Below are 22,150 nucleotides of genomic sequence, written 5' to 3' on the forward strand. Positions count from 1 at the left end.
GAGGACCATAATCTCTCGCTTGTAACTTTATTTCAGCGAGAGTCAGCCATGTCCCGAGCCACCAAGATCGTTGCCACCCTGGGCCCCGCCTCATCCTCGCCCGAGGTGTTGGAGCGCATGATCCGCGCCGGGGTCGACGTGGTGCGCCTGAACTTTTCGCACGGCAAGGCGCAAGACCATATCGACCGCGCCCGGCTGGTGCGCGAGGTGGCGGCGGCGGCCGGCCGGTCGGTGGCCATCATGGCCGATTTGCAGGGCCCGAAAATTCGGGTCGGCAAGTTTGAAAACGGCAAGATCGAGCTGATCAACGGCCGCTCCTTCATCTTGGATGCCGAACGCACCGAGCTGGGCAATGACGACATCGTCGGCCTCGACTACAAAGAACTGCCGCGTGACGTGAAGCCCGGCGACACCTTGTTGCTCAACGACGGCCTGTTGGTGCTGACCGTTGAGGCTGTGCGCGGCGCAGCGGTGCACACCATCGTGAAAATGGGTGGTGAGTTGTCCAACAACAAGGGCATCAACAAGCAGGGTGGCGGCCTGACCGCGCCGGCCCTGACCGCCAAGGACATGGAGGACATCAAGACCGCCATGAGCTTCCAATGCGAGTATCTGGCCGTGAGCTTTCCCAAGAACGCGACCGATATGGAGATGGCCCGCCAACTGGCCAATGTGGCCGGCGAGCCCTACCGCCACAAGCCCGGCATGATCGCCAAGATCGAGCGCTACGAGGCGATTCCGCACCTGGAGGCCATTCTGCGGGCCAGTGACGGCATCATGGTGGCGCGCGGTGACTTGGCGGTGGAGGTGGGCAACGCGGCCGTGCCGGCCCTGCAAAAGCGCATGATCAAGCTGGCTCGCGAGTTGGACAAAGTGGCCATCACCGCCACGCAGATGATGGAGTCCATGATCGTCAACCCGGTGCCCACCCGCGCCGAGGTGAGCGATGTGGCTAACGCCGTGCTTGATGGCACCGACGCGGTGATGCTCAGCGCTGAAACCGCTGCCGGCAAGTTCCCGGTGGAAACCATCGAGCAGATGGCCGCCATCGCGCTGGAGGCCGAGCGGGCCGAATTTGTCACGCTCGACACCGACTTCGCTGGACGCCAGTTTGCGCGCATCGATCAAAGCATTGCCATGGGCGCTCTGTTCACCGCCCACCACCTGGGTTGCAAGGCGATTCTGGCGCTGACCGAATCAGGCTCGACCGCTTTGTGGATGAGCCGCCACCGCATCCAGGTGCCCATTTTTGCCCTCACCACCCAACCGGTCAGCCAACGCAAGATGACGCTGTACCGCAATGTGCGTCCACTCCTGATGCCCGTGCTTGAGGACCGTGACACCGCGCTGGCCGTGGCCGAAAAGATTCTGGTGGACATGGGGGTGCTGATGCCCGGCGACACCTACGCCATCACCTGCGGTGAGCCCATGGGCTACCCCGGCGGCACCAATATGCTCAAGGTCTGCCGGGTCGGTGGTTAAGGGCTAGGCGGCGGGCTCGCTGCCGTTTTTGTTTGTGGCCAGCGGCGCAAATGCCTTGCTCAGCACCCCGGTGGACAGCGTCTGGTCAATGCCATAGCTGGCCGGAAAGTCATTGGGCATCAGATAGCTGCCGAACAACTTGTCCCAGATCGGCAGCACGGCTGCATAGTTTTTGTTGACCAGCTGCGGGCCGTCGTTGGTGTGGTGCCAGTGGTGAAAAAATGGCGTGCTGAGAATGCCGTCCAGCGCGCGCAAACGCAGATTCACGTTGGCATGGACGAAGGTTGACCAGAAGCGATTGAGCAGCGCAAAGGCCAGCAACAAAAAGTCCGTCTCGCCGGCCGCCCCCTGACTCAATCCCAATAGGCAGATGGGAATGAAGACCACCGTGCGCGTGTAACTGGTGTCTATGGGGTGGGCGCGCGTGTTGACCAGCCAATCCAACTGCTTGGGGCTGTGATGGATGGCATGAAACTTCCACAGCAGTGGGATCTCGTGTGACCAGCGATGCGCCCAGTAGTAGGCCAAGTCGCCAACGATCAAGGTAAGAAACGCGGCGGTCAGCAGCGGAAGCCCCGTCATCAAACTGAACCAGGCTTTTGGCAAGAGCAAATGGCTGATTTGGCTGATGGCGTGGGTGGTGAACAGCAGCACAAAGGCCGGCAACAACCCGCTGATGAAGTAATAGCCTATGTCGCCTAACCAGCCCTGGCGGAAGGCGGCCTGAGGGCGCCGTGCCAATAGCCGCTCCAAGGGCATGAAGATCAAGGCTGCCAGTGCCAGCCAAGCCAGTAATTTGAAGAAATTGGTCGGCAGATGGGCCAGCAGATTTTGCAGGGCGTACAGCATAGAGGGGGCGCAGTCGTAGCGGTCCGGAGCCAGGAGTGAGGGCAGGCTCAGCCAAAAAGGCGAGCCCGGCCCTCAGGAGCAGCCGGGGCCCTGGCTTGCACGCTTAGACTTGGCGGGCGGAGCGACGACGCGACAGCAAAAAGCCAAATAGGCCGAGGCCAGCCAAACTTAATGCTGCCGTCGAGGGCTCAGGTACAGCCGAGATCGTGATGCCGTCCAGCAGCATCAGGGGCTCGGGCGCCAGGGGCGCTGTGGCCGAGGCGACGAACTTGAGCGTTTCAGTTGCCATATTCGCAGTAAAGGTCAGATTGACCTTTTTCCAGGCCGCGCCCGAGTGGGGTGCTGCGGCTTGCATGGCAGTGCCGCCCAGGGTCTGGCTGCCCAGAGAAACCAGCCATTGCAGGGATGCCGCGTAGGCGTCGGGGCTAGTATTGGCGGTGCTTTCATAGAAAGAGATGTTGTAGTTTTTGCCGGGCGTCAAACCCGAGAGGGTCTGGGACAGCGTGGGCGTGCCAACCGTCAGGTACCACGCGGCCATCATATTGCCGCCGACTGGGCTGGCCGTCATGCCCGTTGCACGGTCAGCGACCAAGTCAGCCGCTGAGACGGTCGACATATAGGCCGTTGTGCTCCACCCGCCGATGACGCCTTGGACACGATAAGAGCCAGATTCAAACGAGCCATTGTTGATGGACTGGGCCTGCGCGGCCGTGCCGGCCAGAAAAAGGGCCGCCAAACTCAAGGAAGGAAGAAATTTCATGGGAAGACTCCGGGTTGATTGCTTGTGTGCGTTGATGCCAAGGCTCACTCGTTTTCTTGAGCAAATACAGCCTTGGTTGCTGCATTGTTACGGGCGCTCTTCAATTTTCAACCCCTGAATAGGGGAAATTTGATTAAATCGAGACATTTGGCCAATTTGATGTCGCATTTTTGTCATTTTATGGAGAGTCCTGTCGCCCAAAACAGTGAGGCCTGAGCCAAAATCAGCACTGGCCGTTCTGTTTACAACTGAAGGACTTTGAGGGCGGGCGAGTGGTGGCGATGCTTCACCGCTGGAACAGCCTGAGTTGCAGCGCGGCTACGGCAATCCCGCGCTCAATATCAATGTGCTGGAGCGGGTGCAACCGCCGGGGAGCACTCAGCTGGGAAACTGCTGCGCGCTCTTGACGAGCGCGGCGATGCGCGGCGTCATGTGGGTGGGCACCAGGTCCACCTCCTTGTGGGCGCGGGCAAACACGCGAAACAGCTCGTCGGTGAAACCATGGCCCACATCTTCCACGCCGGCAAAGCTGATTTCGGCGCGCCGGAAGGTGCCCAGCCGGGCCGCCACACGCCGCGCCTGCGCACGCGAGTCCAGGGCCTGGCCTTCGCCGGCTAGCAGGCTCAGGTGGATGGTGGTCTGGTCGAATTCGATGCCGCTGCCGTCAACGCTCCAGGCCTGCATCACTTGGTCCAGCGTGCGGGTGGTGTCCAGCGCCACGGCCATGTAGATGGAGCTGCCCTGGCGTGGCATGGGCCGCCCGGGCCGCCAGCCGTTCGACTCCCAGGCGCGTCGCTGGAAGGCGGTGCCATTGGCGTGGATGTCAAACACGTCGGCCAGTTGTGAGCTGAAGAACAGGCCGCGCCCGGTGTGCTGCTCGGGCTGGCTGGTCAAGCGCCCCTTACTTAGTTCCAGCATGGCGTGCTGGGCGTCGGCAATGTCGAAGGACTGGCAGATTTTGTCGAACACGCCGCAGCCGTCGTCCGACACCAGCAACTGCACATGGCTGGGTGTCTGGCGCAGCGACACCGTGACGCTGCTGCCGCCACTGTGATCTGCCGCGTTGTTGACCAATTCGGTGAAGCCGTGCCGCACCATGCGCAGCACATGTGGCGGCAGGGCGAAGTGCGGGGCAAAGTCACGTTGCCAGGGAATGTCTTCCTGCAAGCCGTACAGGGTGTAGGAGCGCGCCACTTGGCGCAGTTGGCCTGGGCCGTAGACAGGGCGGCGATCGCTGCCGCTGCGGCTTAGCCAGTTGGCGTCGACCAGTTTGCGCAGGGCTGCGAGGGCGGCGCGGCGGCTGGCACCGGTGCGCTCTTCAATATGGCTGGCCAGATCCAGCGAATGTTCACGCGCGGCGGCAGTGATCCACAGCGTGAGATGGTCGAGCGAAAGTCGAGTCGGCATTGCAATCCTCCAGCCCTGGAGTGTCCGGCCAAGCGTGGCATCCTAAAGCCTCAATTAGATGGTACCGAACGTTCAAATGCAGGGGATGCGGGGGGGCCAAGCCCGTGGGCGACATCCCGCGCCGCTAGAATCCCATGAGTTACAGCGTGGTTACACGGCCTGCCTTCGAGTTTTGGCGGTAGCCTGCGCTGCAGAAGGCATACAAACTCCCGGAGAAATCATGGCTCTCGTTTCAATGCGTCAGTTGCTGGACCACGCCGCCGAATGCGGCTACGGCATTCCTGCGTTCAATGTCAACAATCTGGAGCAGGTGCAGGCGGTGATGGCTGCGGCTGATGAAGTCGGCGCACCAGTGATCTTGCAGGCCTCAGCCGGTGCGCGCAAGTACGCGGGCGAGCCCTTCATCAAGCACCTGATTCAGGCGGCGGTGGAGTCCTTTCCGCACATCCCCCTGGTGATGCACCAGGACCACGGCCAAACGCCCGACATCTGCCAGGGCGCCATCGATCTGGGCTTCAGCTCCGTGATGATGGACGGCTCTTTGCATGCCGACGGCAAGACCCCCGCTGATTTCGCCTACAACGTGGACGTCACCCGCAAGGTCGTCGCCCTGGCGCACAAGGTGGGCGTCACGGTGGAAGGTGAACTGGGTTGCCTGGGCTCGCTGGAAACTGGCGAGGCCGGAGAGGAAGACGGTATTGGTGCTGCCGGCAAGCTGGATCACAGCCAGATGCTGACCGACCCCGAGGAAGCCGCCCAGTTCGTCAAAGCCACCGGCCTGGACGCCCTGGCCATCGCCATCGGCACCAGCCACGGCGCCTACAAATTCACCCGCAAGCCCACGGGCGACATCCTCGCCATCTCGCGGGTGAAGGAAATTCACGCCCGCATCCCCAACACCCACCTCGTGATGCACGGCTCCAGCAGCGTGCCGCAAGACCTGCTGGCCGTGATCCGCCAGTACGGCGGCGCCATGAAGGAAACCTATGGCGTGCCGGTGGAAGAAATCCAGGAGGCCATCAAGTACGGCGTGCGCAAGATCAATATCGACACCGATATCCGTCTGGCCATGACGGCCGCAGTCCGCAAGTTCCTGGCAGAGAACCCAGAAAAATTTGATGCCCGCGAATGGCTCAAGCCCGCCCGTGAAGCCGCCAAGCAGATCTGCAAGCAGCGCTATCAGGAGTTTGGCTGCGAAGGTCAGGCCGGCAAGATCAAGTCGCGCAGCCTGATCGACATCGCGGCAGCCTATGCCCGTGGCGAATTGAATCAAGTGGTGCAGTGATCCCGTGATCAGGGCTTGATCGGGCATTGACGGCCCGAGCCTGTCACCCAAAGGCCTGTCAGCCCGCGCTGACGGGCCTTTTGTCTTTTAAAATTCATCCTTTACCCGCCTTGAAGCCTCCTGCCATGACCGCTGCCCTCCTGAATTCCTCGCTGACCAGCCTGCCTTTGATCGCCCGTGGCAAGGTGCGCGAAAACTATGCGGTGGGCGAGGACCGCATCCTCATGGTGGCGAGCGACCGCATTTCGGCTTACGACGTCATCATGGGCGAGCCCATTCCGGGCAAAGGCGCGCTGCTGACGCAGATGGCCTTGTTCTGGTTCAAGCAACTCGACGGCATCGTGCCCAATCACCTGACGGGCGACGACCCACTGTCGGTGGTGAGCGATGCCGACAAGGCGCAGGTCAAAGACCGCTCCATGCTGGTCAAGCGCTTGAAACCGCTGCCCATCGAGGCGGTGGTGCGCGGCTATCTGGCCGGCAGTGGCTGGGCCGAGTACAAGCAAAACGGTGAGGTCTGCGGCGTCAAGTTGCCCGCCGACCTGCAGAACGCCAGCAAATTGCCGGCGCCGATCTTCACCCCGGCCACCAAGGCCGAGATGGGCGACCACGATGAGAACATCAATTTCGACCGCTGTGTTGACATCATCGGCAAAGAGCTGGCCGAGCGTGTGCGCGACATCTCCATTCAGCTGTACCAGCGTGCGGCGGACTTTGCACTCTCCAAGGGCATCATTATTGCCGACACCAAATTCGAGTTTGGCCTGGACGCCGACGGCACCCTGACCCTCATGGATGAGGTGCTGACGCCAGATTCATCCCGCTATTGGCCGGCCGAAAGCTATGCCGTGGGCAGCAATCCGCCCAGCTACGACAAGCAGTTTCTGCGCGACTGGCTGGAGCAGGCGCAGGTCGATGGCAAGCCTTGGGGCAAAGTGGCACCGGCACCGGCCCTGCCGCTTGAGGTGATCGAAAACACAGCTGCCAAATACGGCGAAGCCCTGCAGCGCCTGACCCGCTGAGGATCCGAGCACAGGCTGTGCTTGTTCAGGCCGACACATGCGCATCAAGAGCCGCCTGCTTAAACGCTTAGATGCTGGCATCGCGTCCGCATCGAGTACTGCCCAAGGCGCCTGCCTGAGCGTTCAACGTGCCTTGCTTCTGGCCCGGCATGGGCAGATGGCGCAAGCCCGCGAGCAATTGACCGCGTTGCACCAGCTTGCTTTTCAGCACGCCAACGCGGCGCCGATCGCCTGGCTGCAATTTGCCGAAGGCTTGATGTGCTACTACGCTGATTTCAGCGACAGCGGGCGTGAGGACATGGCGCAAGCCTTGATCAAGGCCCAGGCCCATGGCGATCAGGCGCTGGAGGCCTTGTGCGAGGCCTGGTTGGCGCACCTGGCCTACGTGCGCTACGACGATGCAGCGCTGCTTGCGCATGCCCGGGCCTGTGACACGGTGGCCGCCGAGGATGATCATGGTGCGCGCTTCCGGCTGTGCACCGTGATCGGCTTGGCCTACCAATCGGTGTCCGACGAAGACGCTTGCCGCGCTTGGTACGCCCGGGCCCGCTGGCATGTGCAGGTCGATGGCGATGATGCGGCGCTGTCCGCCTTGATGTTCAATCAGGCCGAGATGCGGGTCAGCCAAGTTCGGCGGCATCGTTTGCTGGCGCCGCAGGCCAGCGGCCTGCATGCGGTTGAAGGGGCCGCGGCCTTGCTGCTCGGCGCGCATTCGGTCGATCACTACGACCACGCCGTGGGCGGCTCGGTTCAGCCGGACCTCACCGCTTTGCTGCAGGCGCAGGTCTTGTCTTTGGACGGGCGTTTCGAGGCGGCGCAGCAGCTCTATGAAAAACACCTGCCCCAGCTGCGGGAGGCCGGGTTGGTGCGCCTGGGCTGCAGCCGCTGGGCCGATCTGGCTTGGTGCAGCCTCAATGCGGGCAAACCGACACTTGCCGCGCAGCAGGCTGAGCATGCCCTGCAGGAATTGAGCCCTGGTTGCGACGTGGACGACCGCGCCGTCATGCACAGCCGCCTGGCACATGTCTACGCCGCTTTGGGCGACCCCGCGCGCGCTGCCAGCCATGCCCGGCAGGGTGAGGTGGAATGGCAGCGGTACGCGGCACAGCTGGCGAGCCGGGCGCAGGCTTTGCGTGCGTGCGACCTGGTGCCGCGTTGATTCAGTGATGCGGCGCTGAAATCACCTCAATTCAACGCCATGCTGAGCTTGCGGCGGTAGCGGTCCAGCACCGGGTCGCTGGACGGCAGCACGGCGTGGCCTGCGAGTTCCAACGTGCCTTTGGCATCGCCGGGGCCCTTGCTGCCGGCCGCCGGTTTGGGGGCGGGTTGGGTCATCAATTCCAGAATGGCCACGTAGGTGACGCGCGCCAGCCCGTCGTTCCAGGCCTTGTCGCGCAGGATGATTTCCAGCAACTCATCCATGGCACCGGTGAAATCATTGGCAGAAAAGCGCCCTTGCGCCAGGGTGAAGCGGGCCTCGAAATCACGCTTGTTGGTGGCGATTGCCGCTTGCAGGCCCGCCAGATCCAGGCCAAGGGCTGCGCGGTCGCAAGCCTTCAGCCATTGGCCGAGCGCGGCAAAACGGGCGTGCCGGGTGATGGTGTCGGCCGCTTTGGCGGCCACCGGCGTAAAGGCTTGGTGGGCGGCGGGCAAGTCACCCAATTCCAGCAAGGCTTTGATGTAGTCGAAGCGGGCTGTTTCGTTTTCAGGGTCGGTCTCGACTGCGCGTTGCAGCTTCACCAACGCTGACTCCAGATCCCCTTCGGCCAGCAGTTCCTCGGCGGCGGCCACTTCTTCCTGGGCTTCCAGGGCTTCGCCGCTCGGCACGTGTTTGTCCAGAAATTCCCGGATCTGCGCCTCCGCAATGGCGCCCACAAACCCGTCCACCGGCTGTCCGCCGGCAAACATCACGCAAAACGGGATGCTGCGCACGCCGAACATCTGGCTCAATTGCTGGGCGATCTCGGGCACCTCGTCGCTGTTGAGCTTGGCCAGTTTGAAGCGCCCGGCGTAGGCTACTTCCAGCTTTTCCAGGACCGGGCCCAGGCTTTTGCAGGGGCCGCACCAAGGGGCCCAGATGTCCAGCAGCACAGGCTGCTGCATGGAGCCCTGGATCAACTCGGCTTCAAAATTCTGTAGGGTGATATCGATCATGGCGGTGGCAAGGTCGGGCTGCGGGTAGACATCGGGTGACGTCAAGCCGGCGTCAAGGTTTGTAAATGCGAAAGGGCAAGTCGGGCAGATGGCGGCAGCCGCCTACAATTCAAGGTTTTCCAGCACGGGTGTGCGTTCGTCGAAGCGCATGTATCGGGATCGGCGTCTGCCGGGCTGGGCCAAGTTTTAGCGGGTTATTCCAATGAGCGACTCTCCTTTGGTCGGTGTGGTGATGGGTTCCAGCAGTGACTGGGACACCATGAAGCACGCTGCCGATATTCTCGCCGAGTTCGGCATCGCCTTCGAGGCCCGGGTGGTCAGCGCCCATCGCATGCCTGACGATATGTTTGCCTATGCCGAGGCAGCGGCAACGCGCGGCTTGCAAGCCATCATCGCCGGTGCCGGCGGTGCTGCGCATCTGCCCGGTATGTTGGCCGCCAAGACGGTGGTGCCCGTGCTGGGCGTGCCGGTGGCCAGCCGGCACCTGCAAGGCGTTGATTCCTTGCATTCGATCGTGCAGATGCCCAAGGGCATTCCGGTGGCCACTTTCGCCATCGGCAACGCGGGCGCGGCCAATGCGGCCTTGTTTGCCGTGGCCATGCTGGCCCATCATGACGCGGCGCTGCGTGAGCGGCTGCATGCGTATCGCGTGCGCCAGACCGAGGTCGCACGGGCCATGACCCAGGACCTGCAAGGATGACAGCCAAGCTGCCGGGCCAGGCGACGCTGGGCGTCATGGGGGGCGGGCAGTTGGGCCGCATGTTTGTGCATGCGGCTCAAAGTCTGGGCTATCGCACGGTGGTCTTGGACCCTGACGCCGACAGCCCCGCCGGCGTTGTGGCGCACCAGCACATCCGCGCCGGCTATCTGGACGAAACCGGCTTGGCCGAGTTGGCAGCGCAGTGCGACGCCATCACCACCGAGTTCGAGAACGTGCCCGCTCAGGCGCTGGCGCGGCTGGCGGAGCGCCGTTTTGTTGCACCGGCCGGTGCCTCGGTGGCGATCTGCCAGGACCGCGCCGATGAAAAAGCCCATTTCGCGGCCAGCGGGGTCGTGTGTGCGCCGTATGCCCAAATCCGCAACGAGGCTGAATTGGCGGCTGTGCCCGATGACCTGCTGCCCGGTATTTTAAAAACCGCCCGCATGGGCTACGACGGCAAGGGCCAGAGCCGGGTGCGCAGCCGCGCTGAGCTGGCCACCGCCTGGAACGAATTGCGCAATGTCCCTTGCGTGCTGGAGCAAATGTTGCCCCTGGCGCTGGAGCTGAGCGTGATCAGCGCGCGCAACGAGGCGGGCGACATCGTGCAATTTCCGGTGCAGCAGAACCTGCACCGCGACGGCATTCTGGCGGTCACGCAAGTGCCGGCGCCCAATGTCAGCGCTGAGTTGGCCGCACAGGCTCTGGCGTCTGCCGCGTGCATTGCCGCGCAGATGCAGTACGTTGGCGTCTTGTGCGTGGAATTTTTCGTGCTGCAAGATGGTCGTTTGATCGTCAATGAAATGGCGCCCCGCCCGCACAACTCGGGCCACTACACGATGGACGCCTGCGATGTCTCGCAGTTTGACCTGCAGGTGCGCGCCATGGCCGGGTTGCCGCTGGGCACTCCGCGTTTGCATTCCCCCACGGTGATGCTCAATTTGCTGGGCGACCTGTGGTTTGACGCCCAAGGCGTCGAGCGCACCCCCGCCTGGGATCAGGTGCTGGCGCTGCCGGGCACCCATCTGCACTTGTACGGCAAGGCGTCGGCCCGGCCGGGGCGCAAGATGGGCCACCTCAACATCACTGCGGCAAGTGCTGCGCTGGCCGGCGACGCCGCGCGCGCCGCAGCGCGCATTCTTGGCTTGTCCACCGAGTGGTAAGCAAGAGGCCGACCATGCTGCTGGACGGACACGACCCCCAGGCCATTGCGCAGGCGGCCGCCACCCTGGCTGCCGGCGACTTGGTCGCCTTGCCGACCGAAACGGTGTACGGCCTGGGCGGGCGTGCCGATGACGACGCTGCCGTGGCCAAAATCTTTGCCGCCAAGGGCCGGCCTGCCGACCATCCGCTGATCGTGCACGTGCTGGACGTGGCGGACGCCGAACGTTTCGCCGCGCAAATTCCGCCCGTGGCGCGGCGCTTGATGGACGCTTTTTGGCCCGGCCCCTTGACGGTGATCGTCAAACGCAAGCCGGCAATGGCCGCTGCGGCTGCGGGTGGGCAAGACAGCATTGGCCTGCGCAGCCCGGCGCATCCGGTGGCGCGGGCCTTGCTGGCTGCGGCGCGTGAGCGCGGCGTGCTCGGGGTGGCGGCGCCCAGCGCCAACCGCTTTGGCCGCGTCAGCCCGACGCAGGCGCAGCATGTGGTGGATGAATTCGAGCCCGGTTTGGTGGTGCTGGACGGCGGTGCTTGCGAGGTGGGCATCGAATCCAGCATTGTGGATTGCTCACGGGCACGCCCCGTCTTGCTGCGCCCCGGCATCTTGACGCCGGCGCAGATCGAAGCCGCCATGGGCGAGCCGCTGAGCTTGGACGGCAGCACGCTGGCCGGCGTTGACGGCGTTGACGGAGGCCCCGCCGCGGCCGTTGCCGAGGCGGCCCCGCGTGCCTCGGGTACCCTGGTCGCGCACTACGCGCCACGTGCCATCGTGCGTTTGCTGGATACCCCAACGCTGCGTCAAAAACTCAGCGCAGCGCTGCCTGTGGGGCTGGCGGTATATTCACGCGTGGATTTGGCGGGTCAGCCCGTTTTGTGGCGGCAGATGCCTGAAGCCGCCAAAGCCACCGCGCATGAGTTGTTCGCGGTCCTGCGTGATTTGGACGCGGCTGGGGCTGCGCAGATTTGGATTGAGTTGCCGCCGCCCGATTCCGCATGGGATGGGGTGCGGGACCGCCTGTCCCGTGCTGCGGCAGCGTTTGAGGCTTAGGGCGTTTGTAGGCCCCGTTGGTTTTTTGTCCGGAGAGTTCATGAAGAGTTTCAAACTTGGCCCGCGCGGCTTAGCCCGCCTCAGTCGCCAAGGTCTGGCCTGTTTGTCGATCGCGGCCCTTGCGGGCCTGAGCGCCTGTGGCGGCGGTACCTCGCAGATTCAACCCTTCGCCCCCACGCGCATCATCACGTTCGGTGACGAGACCAGTCTTGTCACCAGCGAGGGCAAGAAGTACGGCATCAATGGGCTCAATGCCACCACTGCGGCCTTGGACTGCAGCGTCAACCCCATTTGGGTGCAGACGCTGGCCAACTCCTTCGGCCTGGTGTTTAAAGAGTGCAACCCGAACCAATTCGCTACGCCCAATGGCTTGATGTATGCCTCGGTGGGCGCCAAGGTGGCGGACTTCAAGAACAAGCTCGACGCGCATTTCGCGATCAGCACCTTCGGCCCCAAAGACATGGTGACCGTGATGGTCGGCGCCAACGACATCCTTGAGCTGTACGCCGACTACCCGACGCAAAGCCACGATGCCTTGATGGACGAAGTGCGCGTGCGCGCCCGTAACCTGGCCGCGCAAGTCAACCGCATCGCCAATGCCAATGGCCGCGTGGTGCTGGCCACCGTGCTGGACCAGGGCCTGACCCCGTTTGCCATCAAGGAGCGCAACAGCAAGGGCGACATCGACCGCGCCGCGTTCCTGACCGAGCTGACCCATGAGTTCAACTTGGAGATGCGCGTCAACATCTTGAACGATGGGCGCCTGATCGGTTTGGTGCTGGCGGATGAAAACCTGCAAACTGCGGTCAAGTACCCGTCGTCGTTCGGCTTCAGCAACGTCACCGACGCGGCCTGCCTGACCACGGTCACGATCGACAACTGCACCACCAACACCTTGATGTCGAGCAGCTCGCCCACCACGTGGTTGTGGGCTTCTGACAACTTGCTGAGCCCAGGCGGCCAATCGCGGCTGGCCACTCTGGCCTTGAGCCGGGCTCGCAACAACCCCTTCTGACACTGGGTGATCAGAAACCAGGCCCGGCCATGGCAACATGGCCGGGCTTTCTCATGCTGCGTCTCGCTACACTGTTTTCATGACCGTACTGCTGGCCCTTGATAGCTCGACCGAAACCATGGCCCTGGCGCTGACCTGCCCGGCGGGTGCCACCTATTTTGAGGCCGAGGGCGGGGCGCAAGCTTCAGCGCGCGTGGTGCCCGAAGCCCTGGCCTTGCTGGCGGGCGCGGGCCTGCGCCTGGCCGATGTGGACGCCATTGCCTACGGGCGCGGGCCGGGCGCCTTCACGGGTTTGCGCGCAGCTTGCGCGGTAGTGCAGGGGCTGGCTTTTGGTGCTGATAAGCCGGTGTTGGCCGTCGACAGCCTGGCCTTGGTGGCTGAAGACGCCCGCCAGCAGGCCGAGGCGGCTGGCGCGCCCTTGGCCGGCCCGGTGTGGGTCGCCATGGATGCCCGGATGGGTGAAATCTATGCCGCGCTGTTCCAATGCGCGCCGGATGGCACATGGCGTTGCGATGACGCGGCAGCCCTGTACAAACCGGCGGATCTGACGGCGCTCTGGTTGAGCCGTGGGCAGGAATTTTCTGTGGCGGGCTCGGCACTCACGATTTTTGCTGAAGCCTTGGCGCCTGCTGGCGCCTTGTTCGGCACGCGTGCTTGGCCGCAGAGCCGTTCACGGGCTCGCGCCTTGGCCGTGCTGGCCATGCAAGCCTGGTCACAGGGGCTGCAAATGGACGCAGCCCAGGCCATGCCGGTTTATGTGCGCGACAAGGTGGCACAAACCACCGAAGAGCGCCTGGCGGCCCGTGCCGCCGCCGGATCATGAGTGCCTTGCCCCGCCATCCTTCTGTCACGTTGAGCGCCGACTCGGCGGCCGAGCCGTTCGCGCTGCGCGTCTTGCGACTGGCCGATCTGCCCGCCGTCATGGCCATCGAACGGCGGGTCTACGCGCAGCCCTGGAGCGACGGCAACTTCATCGACTCGCTGGCGGCCGGCTACTTGGCCATGGCTATGTGGCATCGCAAGGACAAGACCACCCCGCCGCAGTTGTGCGCCTATTTTCTGGCGATGAAAGGGGTGGACGAAATGCACTTGCTCAATATTTCGGTCCAGCCCGAGTTTCAGGGGCAAGGTCTGGCGCAACGTTTGTTAGACGCTTTGGTGCAGCAATGCCGCGATCAACGTTGCGCCCAGCTCTGGCTGGAGGTGCGCCAGGGCAACGAGCGGGCGCGCCAGGTGTACGCCCGCTACGGATTCAGTCAGGTGGGCGTGCGCCGGGCCTACTACCCCTCGCACCAGGGGCAGCGTGAAGACGCGGTGCTGATGAGCTTGCCCATTCAAGAGGCGGCATGCCTACCTGACATTGAACAAGAAGGGCGCCCGTCATGACTTGGGACGAACGCCAAAGTGCCATGCTGGCGGCCATGGGCTTGCGCGTGTGGCCGCGTGCCGAAGAATTGGCTGACGATCTGGCCGATGGTCGGGTGGATGATCTGGTGGAAGTTCGGGCGAATGTTCAGGCGGATGAGTCGGCCGTTGATTTGAAGGCTGAGCGGGCCGAGGCCCCAGTTGAGTGCTCCGTAGATCGGCCTGCCAAGGGCGACGCGCCATCGCCCCGCGTGAATGCGGCGATCGCCTCGATGGAGGCCTTGCCGCCCGCCTTGCGAGAGGCGGGTTCGCTCGGCCGTTCGGCGGCACCGCAATTGCGTCCCGCCGTGCAAGCCCTGGACTGGAAGGCTTTGCGGGCCGCCGCGGCCAATTGCCGCGCCTGCAGTTTGAGTGGTGGCAGCCGCACCTTTGGGCAAGGGCAAGCCCAAGCCCAAGAGGGAATGGCCCCCGTGCAATGCCTGGTGGTGGTGGACGCCGCGGCTGAGGCGGCAACGGGTGAGGGCGCCGACCCGCAGGCACCGTTGAATGGCGAGGCGGCGCAATTGTTGACCCATCTGCTGCGCGCCATGGGCTTGACGCTGTCGGGGCAGGGCGCCAGCGACGCCGAGCCCGCCGTCTTTGTGACCAGCCCGCTCAAATGCCGGCCGCAGCCGGGCCGTTCTGCAGGTGCGGCCGAGTTGCAGCAATGCCAACCCCTGCTGGCCCGCCAGATTGAATTGCTGCAACCCAAGCTGATCCTGGCCCTGGGCCCGCAGTCGATTCAATCCCTGTTGAATACCACCGAGCCTTTGGGGCGTTTGCGCGGCCGCGTGCATGCCTATCCCCATCAGGGCCTATCGATTCCAGTGGTGGTGAGCTATCACCCCGCCTATTTGTTGCGCCAGCAAGCAGACAAACCCCGTGCCTGGGCTGACCTGTGCCTGGCGCTCACCACCTTGGAGGCTCAGCCATGAGTCCGGACCAAGCGCTGCCGGCTGACGCTGTGCAAGCCCTTGAATTCGCCGAAGACGGGCAAATCACCGTGCGGCTGGAGGCGGTAATTCATCAGGCCATTCGCGACGCCGGTGGCTGGCTGGGTTTCGACCAGTTCATGGCACTGGCGCTGTATCAGCCCGACCTGGGCTATTACAGCAATGCGCGGCAGAAATTTGGCTTGATGCCGCAGAGCGGGTCGGACTTTGTCACCGCGCCTGAGCTTTCGCCCTTGTTCGGGCGTGCTCTGGCGGCTCAGATTGCCCAGGCGCTGGCGGTGAGCGGGACCCGTACGGTTTGGGAGTTTGGTGCCGGCACGGGCGCCTTGGCCGCGCAGTTGCTTGACGCCTTGGGCGAGCGGGTCGAGCGCTACTGCATTGTTGACCTGTCCGGCCATCTGGCGACCCGGCAGGCCGAGCGATTGAAGCCCTGGGCTGACAAAGTGCACTGGGTGCAGCAATTGCCTGAAGGCTTTGAAGGCGTTGTGGTGGGCAACGAGGTGCTGGATGCGATGCCGGTACAACTGCTGTCCTTCGATGGCAAGGCCTGGGCCGAGCGCGGTGTGGTGACTGCCACTGAACCCGGCGTGGCCTTCGCTTTTGCCGACCAGCCATCGCCCTTGCACCCGCCCTGGCCGCCGCAGGATGCTGCCTCGCAATTTCCGCCCGGTAGCGTGACTGAAATCCACGGCCAAGCCGAAGCCTTTGTGCGCACGCTGGCCGCCAAGCTGCAGCGCGGTGCGATCTTTTTGCTGGACTACGGTTTTCCTGAGGCCGAGTACTACTTGCCGCAACGCCATGGTGGCACCCTCATGTGCCACCACCTGCACCGGGCCGATACCAATCCGTTGGTGAGCGTGGGGCAGAAAGACATTACCGCGCACGTCAATTTCACCGGCATCGCCCTGGCCGGGCAGGAGGCCGGCCTTTGCGTGCTGGGCTATACCAGCCAAGCCAATTTTTTGCTGAACTGTGGCTTGGCCGAATTGATGGCAGCGGCCAGTGTGCCTGAGCGCAGCATGGCACTCCGGTTGATGGCGGAGCATGAGATGGGCGAGCTCTTCAAGGTCATCGGCTTCGCCGTGGGCGAAGAATTCGAGGCGATAGGCTTTGCCCACGGGGATCGCAGCCATACCTTGTGACGTGGCGCTGCTGTTTTTGCAGCGGCCACCAGCCGGTGTCAGGCGCTCAGCAAGGCTTCCAGGCGCGCTTGTTGCACGGCGCGCCCAATCGCCGGGCCGGTCTTGCCTTCGGCCATCGCGCTGGCACTGACGGCGCCGAGATCCAGTGCAAGCAGGCGCTGTAAATCGGCCTGCAATCGCGCACGCTGCGGGTAAGCGCGATCCTCAAAGCCCAGGCGCCCGCGTGCATCGCATTCGCAGGCCCACAGCATTTGCAAGAAGCGCTCGGGCCGCCGCCAGGCGTCGCAGCGTTCCATCAATCGCAATCGCGCTTCGGCGCTGAAGCCTTCGCTCTGGTGCACATGCGTGTGCTCGCGGGCCACCAAGTCGGCCAACTCTCGGCAGTCGTTGGGCACGCGCCAGCGCTCGCTCAGCGTCCGGGCCAGTCGGGCACTGCTGCCTTCGTGGCCGATGTGGCGCGGCAGCAGTTCCGGGGCGGTGAGTCCCTTGCCCAAGTCGTGGCACAGGCAGGCATAGCGCACGGCCAGTGGTGCCAGGTCTTGCGCGCAGTGGTCCAGCACCAACATCACATGCCGGCCGGTGTCGATTTCGGGGTGATGCGCGGGCGGCTGGGGCACGCCAAACAGGCGGTCCAGCTCGGGGCACAGGCGGGCCAACGCGCCGCAGCTGCGCAGCACCTCAAACATCCGTGAAGGCCGGGCCTCCATCAGGCCGCGTGCCACTTCCTGCCACACGCGCTCTGCCACCAAGGCGTCGACTTCACCCGCATCCACCATGCGGCGCATCAAGGCCAGCGTCTCGGGCGCCACGGTGAAGTCATTAAAACGCGCCGCAAAGCGCGCCAGCCGCAGGATGCGCACGGGGTCTTCGGCAAAGGCCGGTGAAACGTGCCGCAGCACCTTGTCAGCCAGATCCCGCTGCCCGCCGTAGGGGTCGATGACTTGGCCGTCGGCCGCTTGTGCCATGGCGTTGATGCTCAGATCGCGGCGTGCCAGGTCTTGTTCCAGCGTGACATCGGCGGCAGCGTGAAAAGTAAAGCCGTGATAGCCCGGCGCGGTCTTGCGCTCGGTGCGTGCCAGGGCGTATTCCTCATGCGTGACTGGGTGCAGAAAGACCGGAAAGTCTTGCCCGACCGGCATAAATCCGGCGGCAAGCATGGCGGCCGGATCGGCGCCGATGACCACCCAGTCGCGGTCACTGACGGGGCGCCCAAGCAAGGCATCGCGCACGGCCCCGCCGACCAGGTAGGTTTGCATTGACATGATTCGTACAAAAAACCGACACAGACGGTCGCTACATTGAATGGGAATGTCGTCGTGGTGGCCTCTTTGTGTCTGTGAAACAGCGTTGAGATCACCCAAAAGTCCGCAGGTAGACTGGCCTGGAAATCGCTGGGATTACCGAACCGATGCCTGCATCACCATCATAGGGATAGATTGCCATGAAACCTCAATTCCTCGCCGCAGGTGTGCTTGCCTTGTCGTCGGTCTCGGCCTTCGCAGCCAATCAGACTTTGAACTTCACGCTGGTGTCGCCCGTGGGTTCGGCACCGGTTTTTGCTGCTGATTTCACCGGCACGCCGGCGCTGCTCAGTGGGGGGACCGATGTACTGACCTTCACCGGGCTGCCTTTCAGCAGCTTTGATTTCAGCTTGAGCCTGCAAAGCCAGAACGTCAGCTGGTTGACTTCCACATTGAACGGTACGGCCATTGGCTTCACAGCGCCTTTGGGCAAGAACAAGGTGGAGTTCGGCTACGTTGAAGGGACGTCAACGCCCGGATTTGTGCTGGATTTGGTCGGCAGCACGCTGAGCACGGCGGCCTCCTATTCAGGGACACTGACTGTGACTGCGGTGGGTTCAACCCAGGCGGTGCCTGAACCCGCAAGCTACGCGATGCTGCTGGCTGGTTTGGGTGCGCTGGGTTTTGTGGTGCGGCGTCGCCAAGTGCGTTGAATCTGCACGTTAATTTTCGACGTTGATCCTGCGCCGGCGGGTTCATGAAAAGCGCCTTCGGGCGCTTTTCATTTGGGGCGTTTGGTGCTGTCGTCGGTCTTTATCGGCTTTTGCGGTAAGGCTCGTCGAGTTCAATAAAGTCTTGTTCCGCGAGGGCCTCGTTCACCCAGGCGGCCACAGCTGGGTGGGTTTGTAGGGTGCGGGCGTAGGCACTGGCCTGTGCGGTCACGGGCAGGCCGTAGCCGTGGAGGCGCATCACCACGGGGGCGAAAAATGCGTCCGCGGCGCTGAACTGACCGAACAGAAACGGCCCGCCGCTTATCGCCAATGCGTCGGCCCACAGCGTTTGCAGCCTTTGCAAATCGCGGCCCAGGGCGGGCTCCTTGGCGAGCAATTCGGCACTCAGGCCGGACAGATCGGCTTCGATATTCATCGGGCAGGTGTTGCGCAGTGCGCTGAAGCCTGAATGCATTTCGGCGCAGACGCTGCGGGCACGAGCGCGGAGTTGCGGGTCACGCGGCCAGATGGCGTGGCTTGGAAAACGCTCCGCAAGGGTTTCGACGATGGCCAGGGTGTCCCACACAGCAAAGCCGGTGTCGTCCACCAGCACGGGCACTTTGCCCGTGGCACCTATGGCATCCAGCGTTTTGTAGAAGTCTGAGCCTGGCGTGAAGTCAAAGCGCAGCCGCACTTCTTCAAACGCAATGTTGAAGGCCTTCAACAACACCCAGGGGCGCATGGACCACGAGGAATAATTTTTATTGCCGATGTAGAGCTTCATGGTGTGTTGGTGTGTGGGCGCGTGGCGTTGGGCGGGTAGAACGTGTCGATGTCAGGCGTGCCAGCATAAACGGGGTGCCGGCTTCGGTTGATGAGATCGTTGCGCCGGATTGTTGCGCCTGCGGCATCACTCCGCACGTGTCGGTATTCTCAGGGGTCGACCGGGAGCGTGCTGTTGCTTGCCCCCGCCTTGGGGCCGATCTGCAGGCCCAGTCGGGCGCGCAGGCTGCTGGCGCTGGCCTCTTCATTGAGCAGTTGGGCGTACACGGTGGTGTTGGTCAGTACCTTCTTGACGTAATCGCGGGTTTCGTTGAAGGGAATGTTTTCCACCCAGAGGGCCGCGTCCATTGCCGGGCCTTCGCGCCAGCGGCGTGGCCGTCCGGGGCCGGCGTTGTAGGCGGCGGCGGCCATGGCCATGGAGCCACCAAAATCGTCCAACACGAGCTTGAGGTAGCTCACGCCAATGCGCACATTGAAGTCCCGGTCCGCCAGCAATTCAGGGCGGAAATCGATGCCCACTTTCTTGGCGGTCCAGCGGGCCGTGGCGGGCATCACCTGCATCAACCCGGCCGCGCCCACGTGGGAGCGCGCATCGGTGACAAAGCGAGACTCCTGGCGGATCAGGCCATAGACATAGGCGGGGTCCAGGCCGACCGCACGCGCCTTGGCTTGAAGCTCCTGCCTGAAGGGCACCGGAAAGCGCTGGTTCAGGTCGATCTCGCGCCGCGTGCGTTCGCTGCTGTTAATGCAACGGTCCCAGACTTCACGGTCACAGGCCTCCTGGGCTGCAGCGCGCAGCTCCCGGTCATTCAATTTGCGCAGGCTGAAATTCCATTCACGCACCCCCTCGTTGCGCAAATCGCTGTTGATCAACACCAGCGCGCGGTTGATGCCGGGGTGGCTTTGTACGGTGGCGCGCTCGGCGGCGCTCAGAGGCGGCGGCGCTGGGGGCAGGGCCGTGAGCGGGTTGCCGCCGTTGTTCCCACTGCCGCCCACTTCCTCGGCTGCCAGTCGCCCGTAGAAGTTCAGCGGTGAGGCAATGCCTTGCAGCAGCGTGCGTGCCTCTTGGCGCAGCGCTTCACCGGGCGCGCCTTCGGCCGCGGTGGCCATCAGCGCGTGCGCTCGCCAGTACTGCCAGGTGGTGTCGCTTTGTTCGGCGTCGCTCAGCCACGCCATGCTTTTCAGCGCTTGTGCCCAGCGGCCGTCGCGCAGTGCGGCACGTGCCGACCAGGCCAGTGTGTCGTCACTCCAGCCCGGGCCGGCTTTGTCTTTGCCCGCCAGTTTCAGGGCGTGGTCGAAATAGTCAGCACTATCGGCCGTATTGGGGCTCACCCGCAGCGCAGCTTGTCGGCCAGCTTGCGCCCAGGCCCAGGCGGCCAGATCCGGGGGGAGTTGGCGTTGCCAGCGACTGCTCAGTTGTTCGGCGGCCATGGCGGGGTCGTTGGCCGCCAGGCGGATCAGGGCGAGGGTGGTCAGCTCCTCATGGGTACGGCCGCTGCCCTGGGCTTTGCGGGCCAGGTAGCGCATGGGATTGTCGAAAATTTCGACCACGCTCAACTCCAGCGGTTTGCCGAGCAGGCTCGCCGTTTGCCGCGCCAGGCGAGCTTTGTTGTTGTCTGCCGCCAGCCGCAGCTTTAGCCAGACATCGGCGCTGCTGATTTGCCGGGTTTCAAACAAATTGCTGGCCAGGAGCTGGCAGCCTTCATCCCCGTCGCGCTGCGCGAGCCAGGCGCTGCGAGCGCTGTCGCGGGCGTCTTTGGACGGCTTGGCGCTCAGGATGTCGACCAGTGCCGCGTAGCAAGCAACTTCCCGGTCATCACGCATTTGAAAGCGCGGATAGTCGGCGCTGAAGTTCACCCAGTCGCGGCGATGCCCCAGCTCCAGCAGCCAGTTGTTGCGCATGCGATCTTCCACGTAACTGCCAGGCCAGCGGGCGTAAAACGCGTCCAACTCGGGCTGTGAGATTTCGCTCAGGCGCAGATTGAGTTGCCAGTAATCCATCCAGGCGGCCAGCGGGTGGCGCTGCTCTGTTGCCACGGCGGCGACTGCCGTGGCACGCTTTTTGTCTTTGAGCCGCAGGGCCTCGCGGGCCTCATCCAGCAAGGCATCGGCCTTGGCGGGCTCCACGACTTTGTCTGCAGGCCGTGCACTGTTTTGCGCCCAGCCTGTGGAGATGCCGCCAAGGCTCAGCGTCAGCATTGCGGCCAGGGTCAGGTGCTGCAGCCAATGCAACTGCTGCTGCTGTCCTTGTTGCGAGCTGCTGCGGCCCTGCCGCGTCCCCACGTGCGCTTCATATACTGCCAAAACTCAGTCCCTCTTTTCGGGTGAAATCAAGTGCCTCAAATGCCAACATCTTCCGTACCGCCTCAGGATACGCTGCCTCATGACCGCGCCGCGCTGCGCCGCCGATTGCTGGCCCACCGCCAAGCCTGGTTGAGCACGCCGGCTGGGCAAGCCGCCGATGCGGCCCTGGGCCAGCAGATCCGGGCGGTGCTGACGCAACTGGAGCCGCAATGCCTGGGGCTGTACTGGCCGCTTGAGTGTGAATTTAACGCAGCCGCGGCCCTGCGGGGTTTGACGGTGCATGACGACCTCGACTTGGCGGATGGTGGTGAGGACGGCTCCGACGAGGAGGCCCTAATTCTTGCAACGGCGCATCGGCACGTTTTGCCCTGGGCTTTGCCCTTTGCCTACAAGTCGCCGCGCCGCATGGAGTTTCGGCGCTGGGACGGGGCGGCACCCAATGTGCAGGATGAATGTGGCATCGCCAGCAGCCGTGGCGCAGCGGTAGTGCCCGACGTGGTGCTGGTGCCTTGCGTCGGCTTCACGCGTGAAGGTTATCGGCTGGGCTATGGCGGCGGCTACTTTGACCGCTGGCTGGCGGCGCATCCGGGCGTGACCAGCCTGGGCGTGGCTTGGTCGATCAGCGAAACGAGTTTTGCCGTGGAGGCTCACGACTGTCCGCTGACTTTGCTCATTACGGAGCATGAGGTCATTTCATCATAAGGCGAAAGGCTCAACCGCCTGTTTTCAATGG

21 protein-coding genes are annotated in these 22,150 nt (G+C 63.7%); 14 read left to right on the forward strand and 7 right to left on the reverse strand.

Going from position 1 to position 22,150, the window contains the following annotated elements:
- Nucleotides 1-48: 48 nt before the first annotated feature.
- Nucleotides 49-1,482 carry a pyruvate kinase gene (pyk, locus tag PRZ01_RS05280; protein ID WP_273595719.1) on the forward strand — a complete coding sequence of 478 codons (1,434 nt, stop codon included), beginning with the start codon at nucleotides 49-51 and terminating at the stop codon, nucleotides 1,480-1,482.
- Between the two features lie 3 nt (nucleotides 1,483-1,485).
- Here pyk and PRZ01_RS05285 read toward each other — a convergent pair whose 3' ends face one another.
- The 3 genes from PRZ01_RS05285 to PRZ01_RS05295 all read right to left on the reverse strand — a co-directional run bounded on the left by PRZ01_RS05285 (nucleotide 1,486) and on the right by PRZ01_RS05295 (nucleotide 4,498).
- Entirely contained in the window at nucleotides 1,486-2,331 is an 846-nt protein-coding gene (locus PRZ01_RS05285) for a sterol desaturase family protein (RefSeq protein WP_273595720.1), read from the reverse strand.
- A 103-nt stretch (nucleotides 2,332-2,434) separates the two neighbouring features.
- On the reverse strand, nucleotides 2,435-3,091 hold the full coding sequence (locus PRZ01_RS05290; RefSeq protein WP_273595721.1) for a PEP-CTERM sorting domain-containing protein: 657 nt from the start codon (nucleotides 3,089-3,091) through the stop codon (nucleotides 2,435-2,437).
- A gap of 378 nt (nucleotides 3,092-3,469) precedes the next feature.
- Nucleotides 3,470-4,498 (reverse strand): ATP-binding protein, encoded by a 1,029-nt coding sequence (locus tag PRZ01_RS05295; RefSeq protein ID WP_273595722.1) that lies wholly within the window; start codon nucleotides 4,496-4,498, stop codon nucleotides 3,470-3,472.
- Between the two features lie 220 nt (nucleotides 4,499-4,718).
- On the opposite strand from PRZ01_RS05295, the gene fba reads away from it, so the two are divergent.
- The 3 genes from fba to PRZ01_RS05310 all read left to right on the forward strand — a co-directional run bounded on the left by fba (nucleotide 4,719) and on the right by PRZ01_RS05310 (nucleotide 7,964).
- Entirely contained in the window at nucleotides 4,719-5,783 is a 1,065-nt protein-coding gene (gene fba / locus PRZ01_RS05300; protein ID WP_273595723.1) for a class II fructose-bisphosphate aldolase, read from the forward strand.
- 125 nt (nucleotides 5,784-5,908) lie between these two features.
- Nucleotides 5,909-6,805 carry a phosphoribosylaminoimidazolesuccinocarboxamide synthase gene (locus PRZ01_RS05305; protein WP_273595724.1) on the forward strand — a complete coding sequence of 299 codons (897 nt, stop codon included), beginning with the start codon at nucleotides 5,909-5,911 and terminating at the stop codon, nucleotides 6,803-6,805.
- Nucleotides 6,806-6,842: 37 nt separating this feature from the next.
- Nucleotides 6,843-7,964 (forward strand): hypothetical protein, encoded by a 1,122-nt coding sequence (locus PRZ01_RS05310; protein ID WP_273595725.1) that lies wholly within the window; start codon nucleotides 6,843-6,845, stop codon nucleotides 7,962-7,964.
- 26 nt (nucleotides 7,965-7,990) lie between these two features.
- Here the strand turns inward: PRZ01_RS05310 and PRZ01_RS05315 are convergent, their stop codons facing one another.
- Nucleotides 7,991-8,959 (reverse strand): tetratricopeptide repeat protein, encoded by a 969-nt coding sequence (locus PRZ01_RS05315; RefSeq protein WP_273595913.1) that lies wholly within the window; start codon nucleotides 8,957-8,959, stop codon nucleotides 7,991-7,993.
- Nucleotides 8,960-9,161: 202 nt separating this feature from the next.
- On the opposite strand from PRZ01_RS05315, the gene purE reads away from it, so the two are divergent.
- The 8 genes from purE to PRZ01_RS05355 all read left to right on the forward strand — a co-directional run bounded on the left by purE (nucleotide 9,162) and on the right by PRZ01_RS05355 (nucleotide 16,379).
- On the forward strand, nucleotides 9,162-9,659 hold the full coding sequence (gene purE / locus PRZ01_RS05320; RefSeq protein WP_273595726.1) for a 5-(carboxyamino)imidazole ribonucleotide mutase: 498 nt from the start codon (nucleotides 9,162-9,164) through the stop codon (nucleotides 9,657-9,659).
- Complete coding sequence (locus PRZ01_RS05325) at nucleotides 9,656-10,819, forward strand: 5-(carboxyamino)imidazole ribonucleotide synthase (RefSeq protein ID WP_273595727.1); 1,164 nt, start codon at nucleotides 9,656-9,658, stop codon at nucleotides 10,817-10,819. Before purE ends, PRZ01_RS05325 begins: the two co-directional genes overlap by 4 nt.
- 14 nt (nucleotides 10,820-10,833) lie before the next feature.
- The gene (locus PRZ01_RS05330; protein ID WP_273595728.1) at nucleotides 10,834-11,865 is read left to right on the forward strand and encodes an L-threonylcarbamoyladenylate synthase; all 1,032 of its coding nucleotides are present in this window, start codon (nucleotides 10,834-10,836) and stop codon (nucleotides 11,863-11,865) included.
- A 40-nt stretch (nucleotides 11,866-11,905) separates the two neighbouring features.
- Entirely contained in the window at nucleotides 11,906-12,880 is a 975-nt protein-coding gene (locus tag PRZ01_RS05335) for an SGNH/GDSL hydrolase family protein (RefSeq protein ID WP_273595729.1), read from the forward strand.
- A 79-nt stretch (nucleotides 12,881-12,959) separates the two neighbouring features.
- The gene (gene tsaB, locus PRZ01_RS05340) at nucleotides 12,960-13,703 is read left to right on the forward strand and encodes a tRNA (adenosine(37)-N6)-threonylcarbamoyltransferase complex dimerization subunit type 1 TsaB (protein WP_273595730.1); all 744 of its coding nucleotides are present in this window, start codon (nucleotides 12,960-12,962) and stop codon (nucleotides 13,701-13,703) included.
- A complete protein-coding gene (gene rimI, locus PRZ01_RS05345; RefSeq protein WP_273595731.1) occupies nucleotides 13,700-14,266 on the forward strand; it encodes a ribosomal protein S18-alanine N-acetyltransferase in 567 nt (188 codons plus the stop codon). The genes tsaB and rimI overlap by 4 nt, the downstream gene beginning before the upstream one ends.
- Entirely contained in the window at nucleotides 14,263-15,219 is a 957-nt protein-coding gene (locus tag PRZ01_RS05350) for a uracil-DNA glycosylase (protein ID WP_273595732.1), read from the forward strand. Before rimI ends, PRZ01_RS05350 begins: the two co-directional genes overlap by 4 nt.
- Nucleotides 15,216-16,379, forward strand: a complete 1,164-nt coding sequence (locus PRZ01_RS05355; RefSeq protein ID WP_273595733.1) for a class I SAM-dependent methyltransferase — start codon at nucleotides 15,216-15,218, stop codon at nucleotides 16,377-16,379. Before PRZ01_RS05350 ends, PRZ01_RS05355 begins: the two co-directional genes overlap by 4 nt.
- Before the next feature lie 38 nt (nucleotides 16,380-16,417).
- Here PRZ01_RS05355 and PRZ01_RS05360 read toward each other — a convergent pair whose 3' ends face one another.
- Complete coding sequence (locus tag PRZ01_RS05360; RefSeq protein ID WP_273595914.1) at nucleotides 16,418-17,635, reverse strand: multifunctional CCA addition/repair protein; 1,218 nt, start codon at nucleotides 17,633-17,635, stop codon at nucleotides 16,418-16,420.
- 185 nt (nucleotides 17,636-17,820) lie between these two features.
- On the opposite strand from PRZ01_RS05360, the gene PRZ01_RS05365 reads away from it, so the two are divergent.
- Complete coding sequence (locus tag PRZ01_RS05365; protein ID WP_273595734.1) at nucleotides 17,821-18,333, forward strand: FxDxF family PEP-CTERM protein; 513 nt, start codon at nucleotides 17,821-17,823, stop codon at nucleotides 18,331-18,333.
- Nucleotides 18,334-18,433: 100 nt separating this feature from the next.
- On the opposite strand, the gene PRZ01_RS05370 is transcribed toward PRZ01_RS05365, so the two are convergent.
- Entirely contained in the window at nucleotides 18,434-19,114 is a 681-nt protein-coding gene (locus tag PRZ01_RS05370; RefSeq protein ID WP_273595735.1) for a glutathione S-transferase family protein, read from the reverse strand.
- Nucleotides 19,115-19,263: 149 nt separating this feature from the next.
- The gene (locus PRZ01_RS05375) at nucleotides 19,264-21,417 is read right to left on the reverse strand and encodes a lytic transglycosylase domain-containing protein (RefSeq protein ID WP_273595736.1); all 2,154 of its coding nucleotides are present in this window, start codon (nucleotides 21,415-21,417) and stop codon (nucleotides 19,264-19,266) included.
- A 39-nt stretch (nucleotides 21,418-21,456) separates the two neighbouring features.
- On the opposite strand from PRZ01_RS05375, the gene PRZ01_RS05380 reads away from it, so the two are divergent.
- Nucleotides 21,457-22,119, forward strand: a complete 663-nt coding sequence (locus PRZ01_RS05380; protein WP_273595737.1) for a 5-formyltetrahydrofolate cyclo-ligase — start codon at nucleotides 21,457-21,459, stop codon at nucleotides 22,117-22,119.
- The last annotated feature ends 31 nt before the right edge of the window (nucleotides 22,120-22,150 follow it).

Source organism: Roseateles koreensis, from assembly GCF_028595305.1.
Lineage (GTDB): Bacteria > Pseudomonadota > Gammaproteobacteria > Burkholderiales > Burkholderiaceae_C > Paucibacter_A > Paucibacter_A koreensis.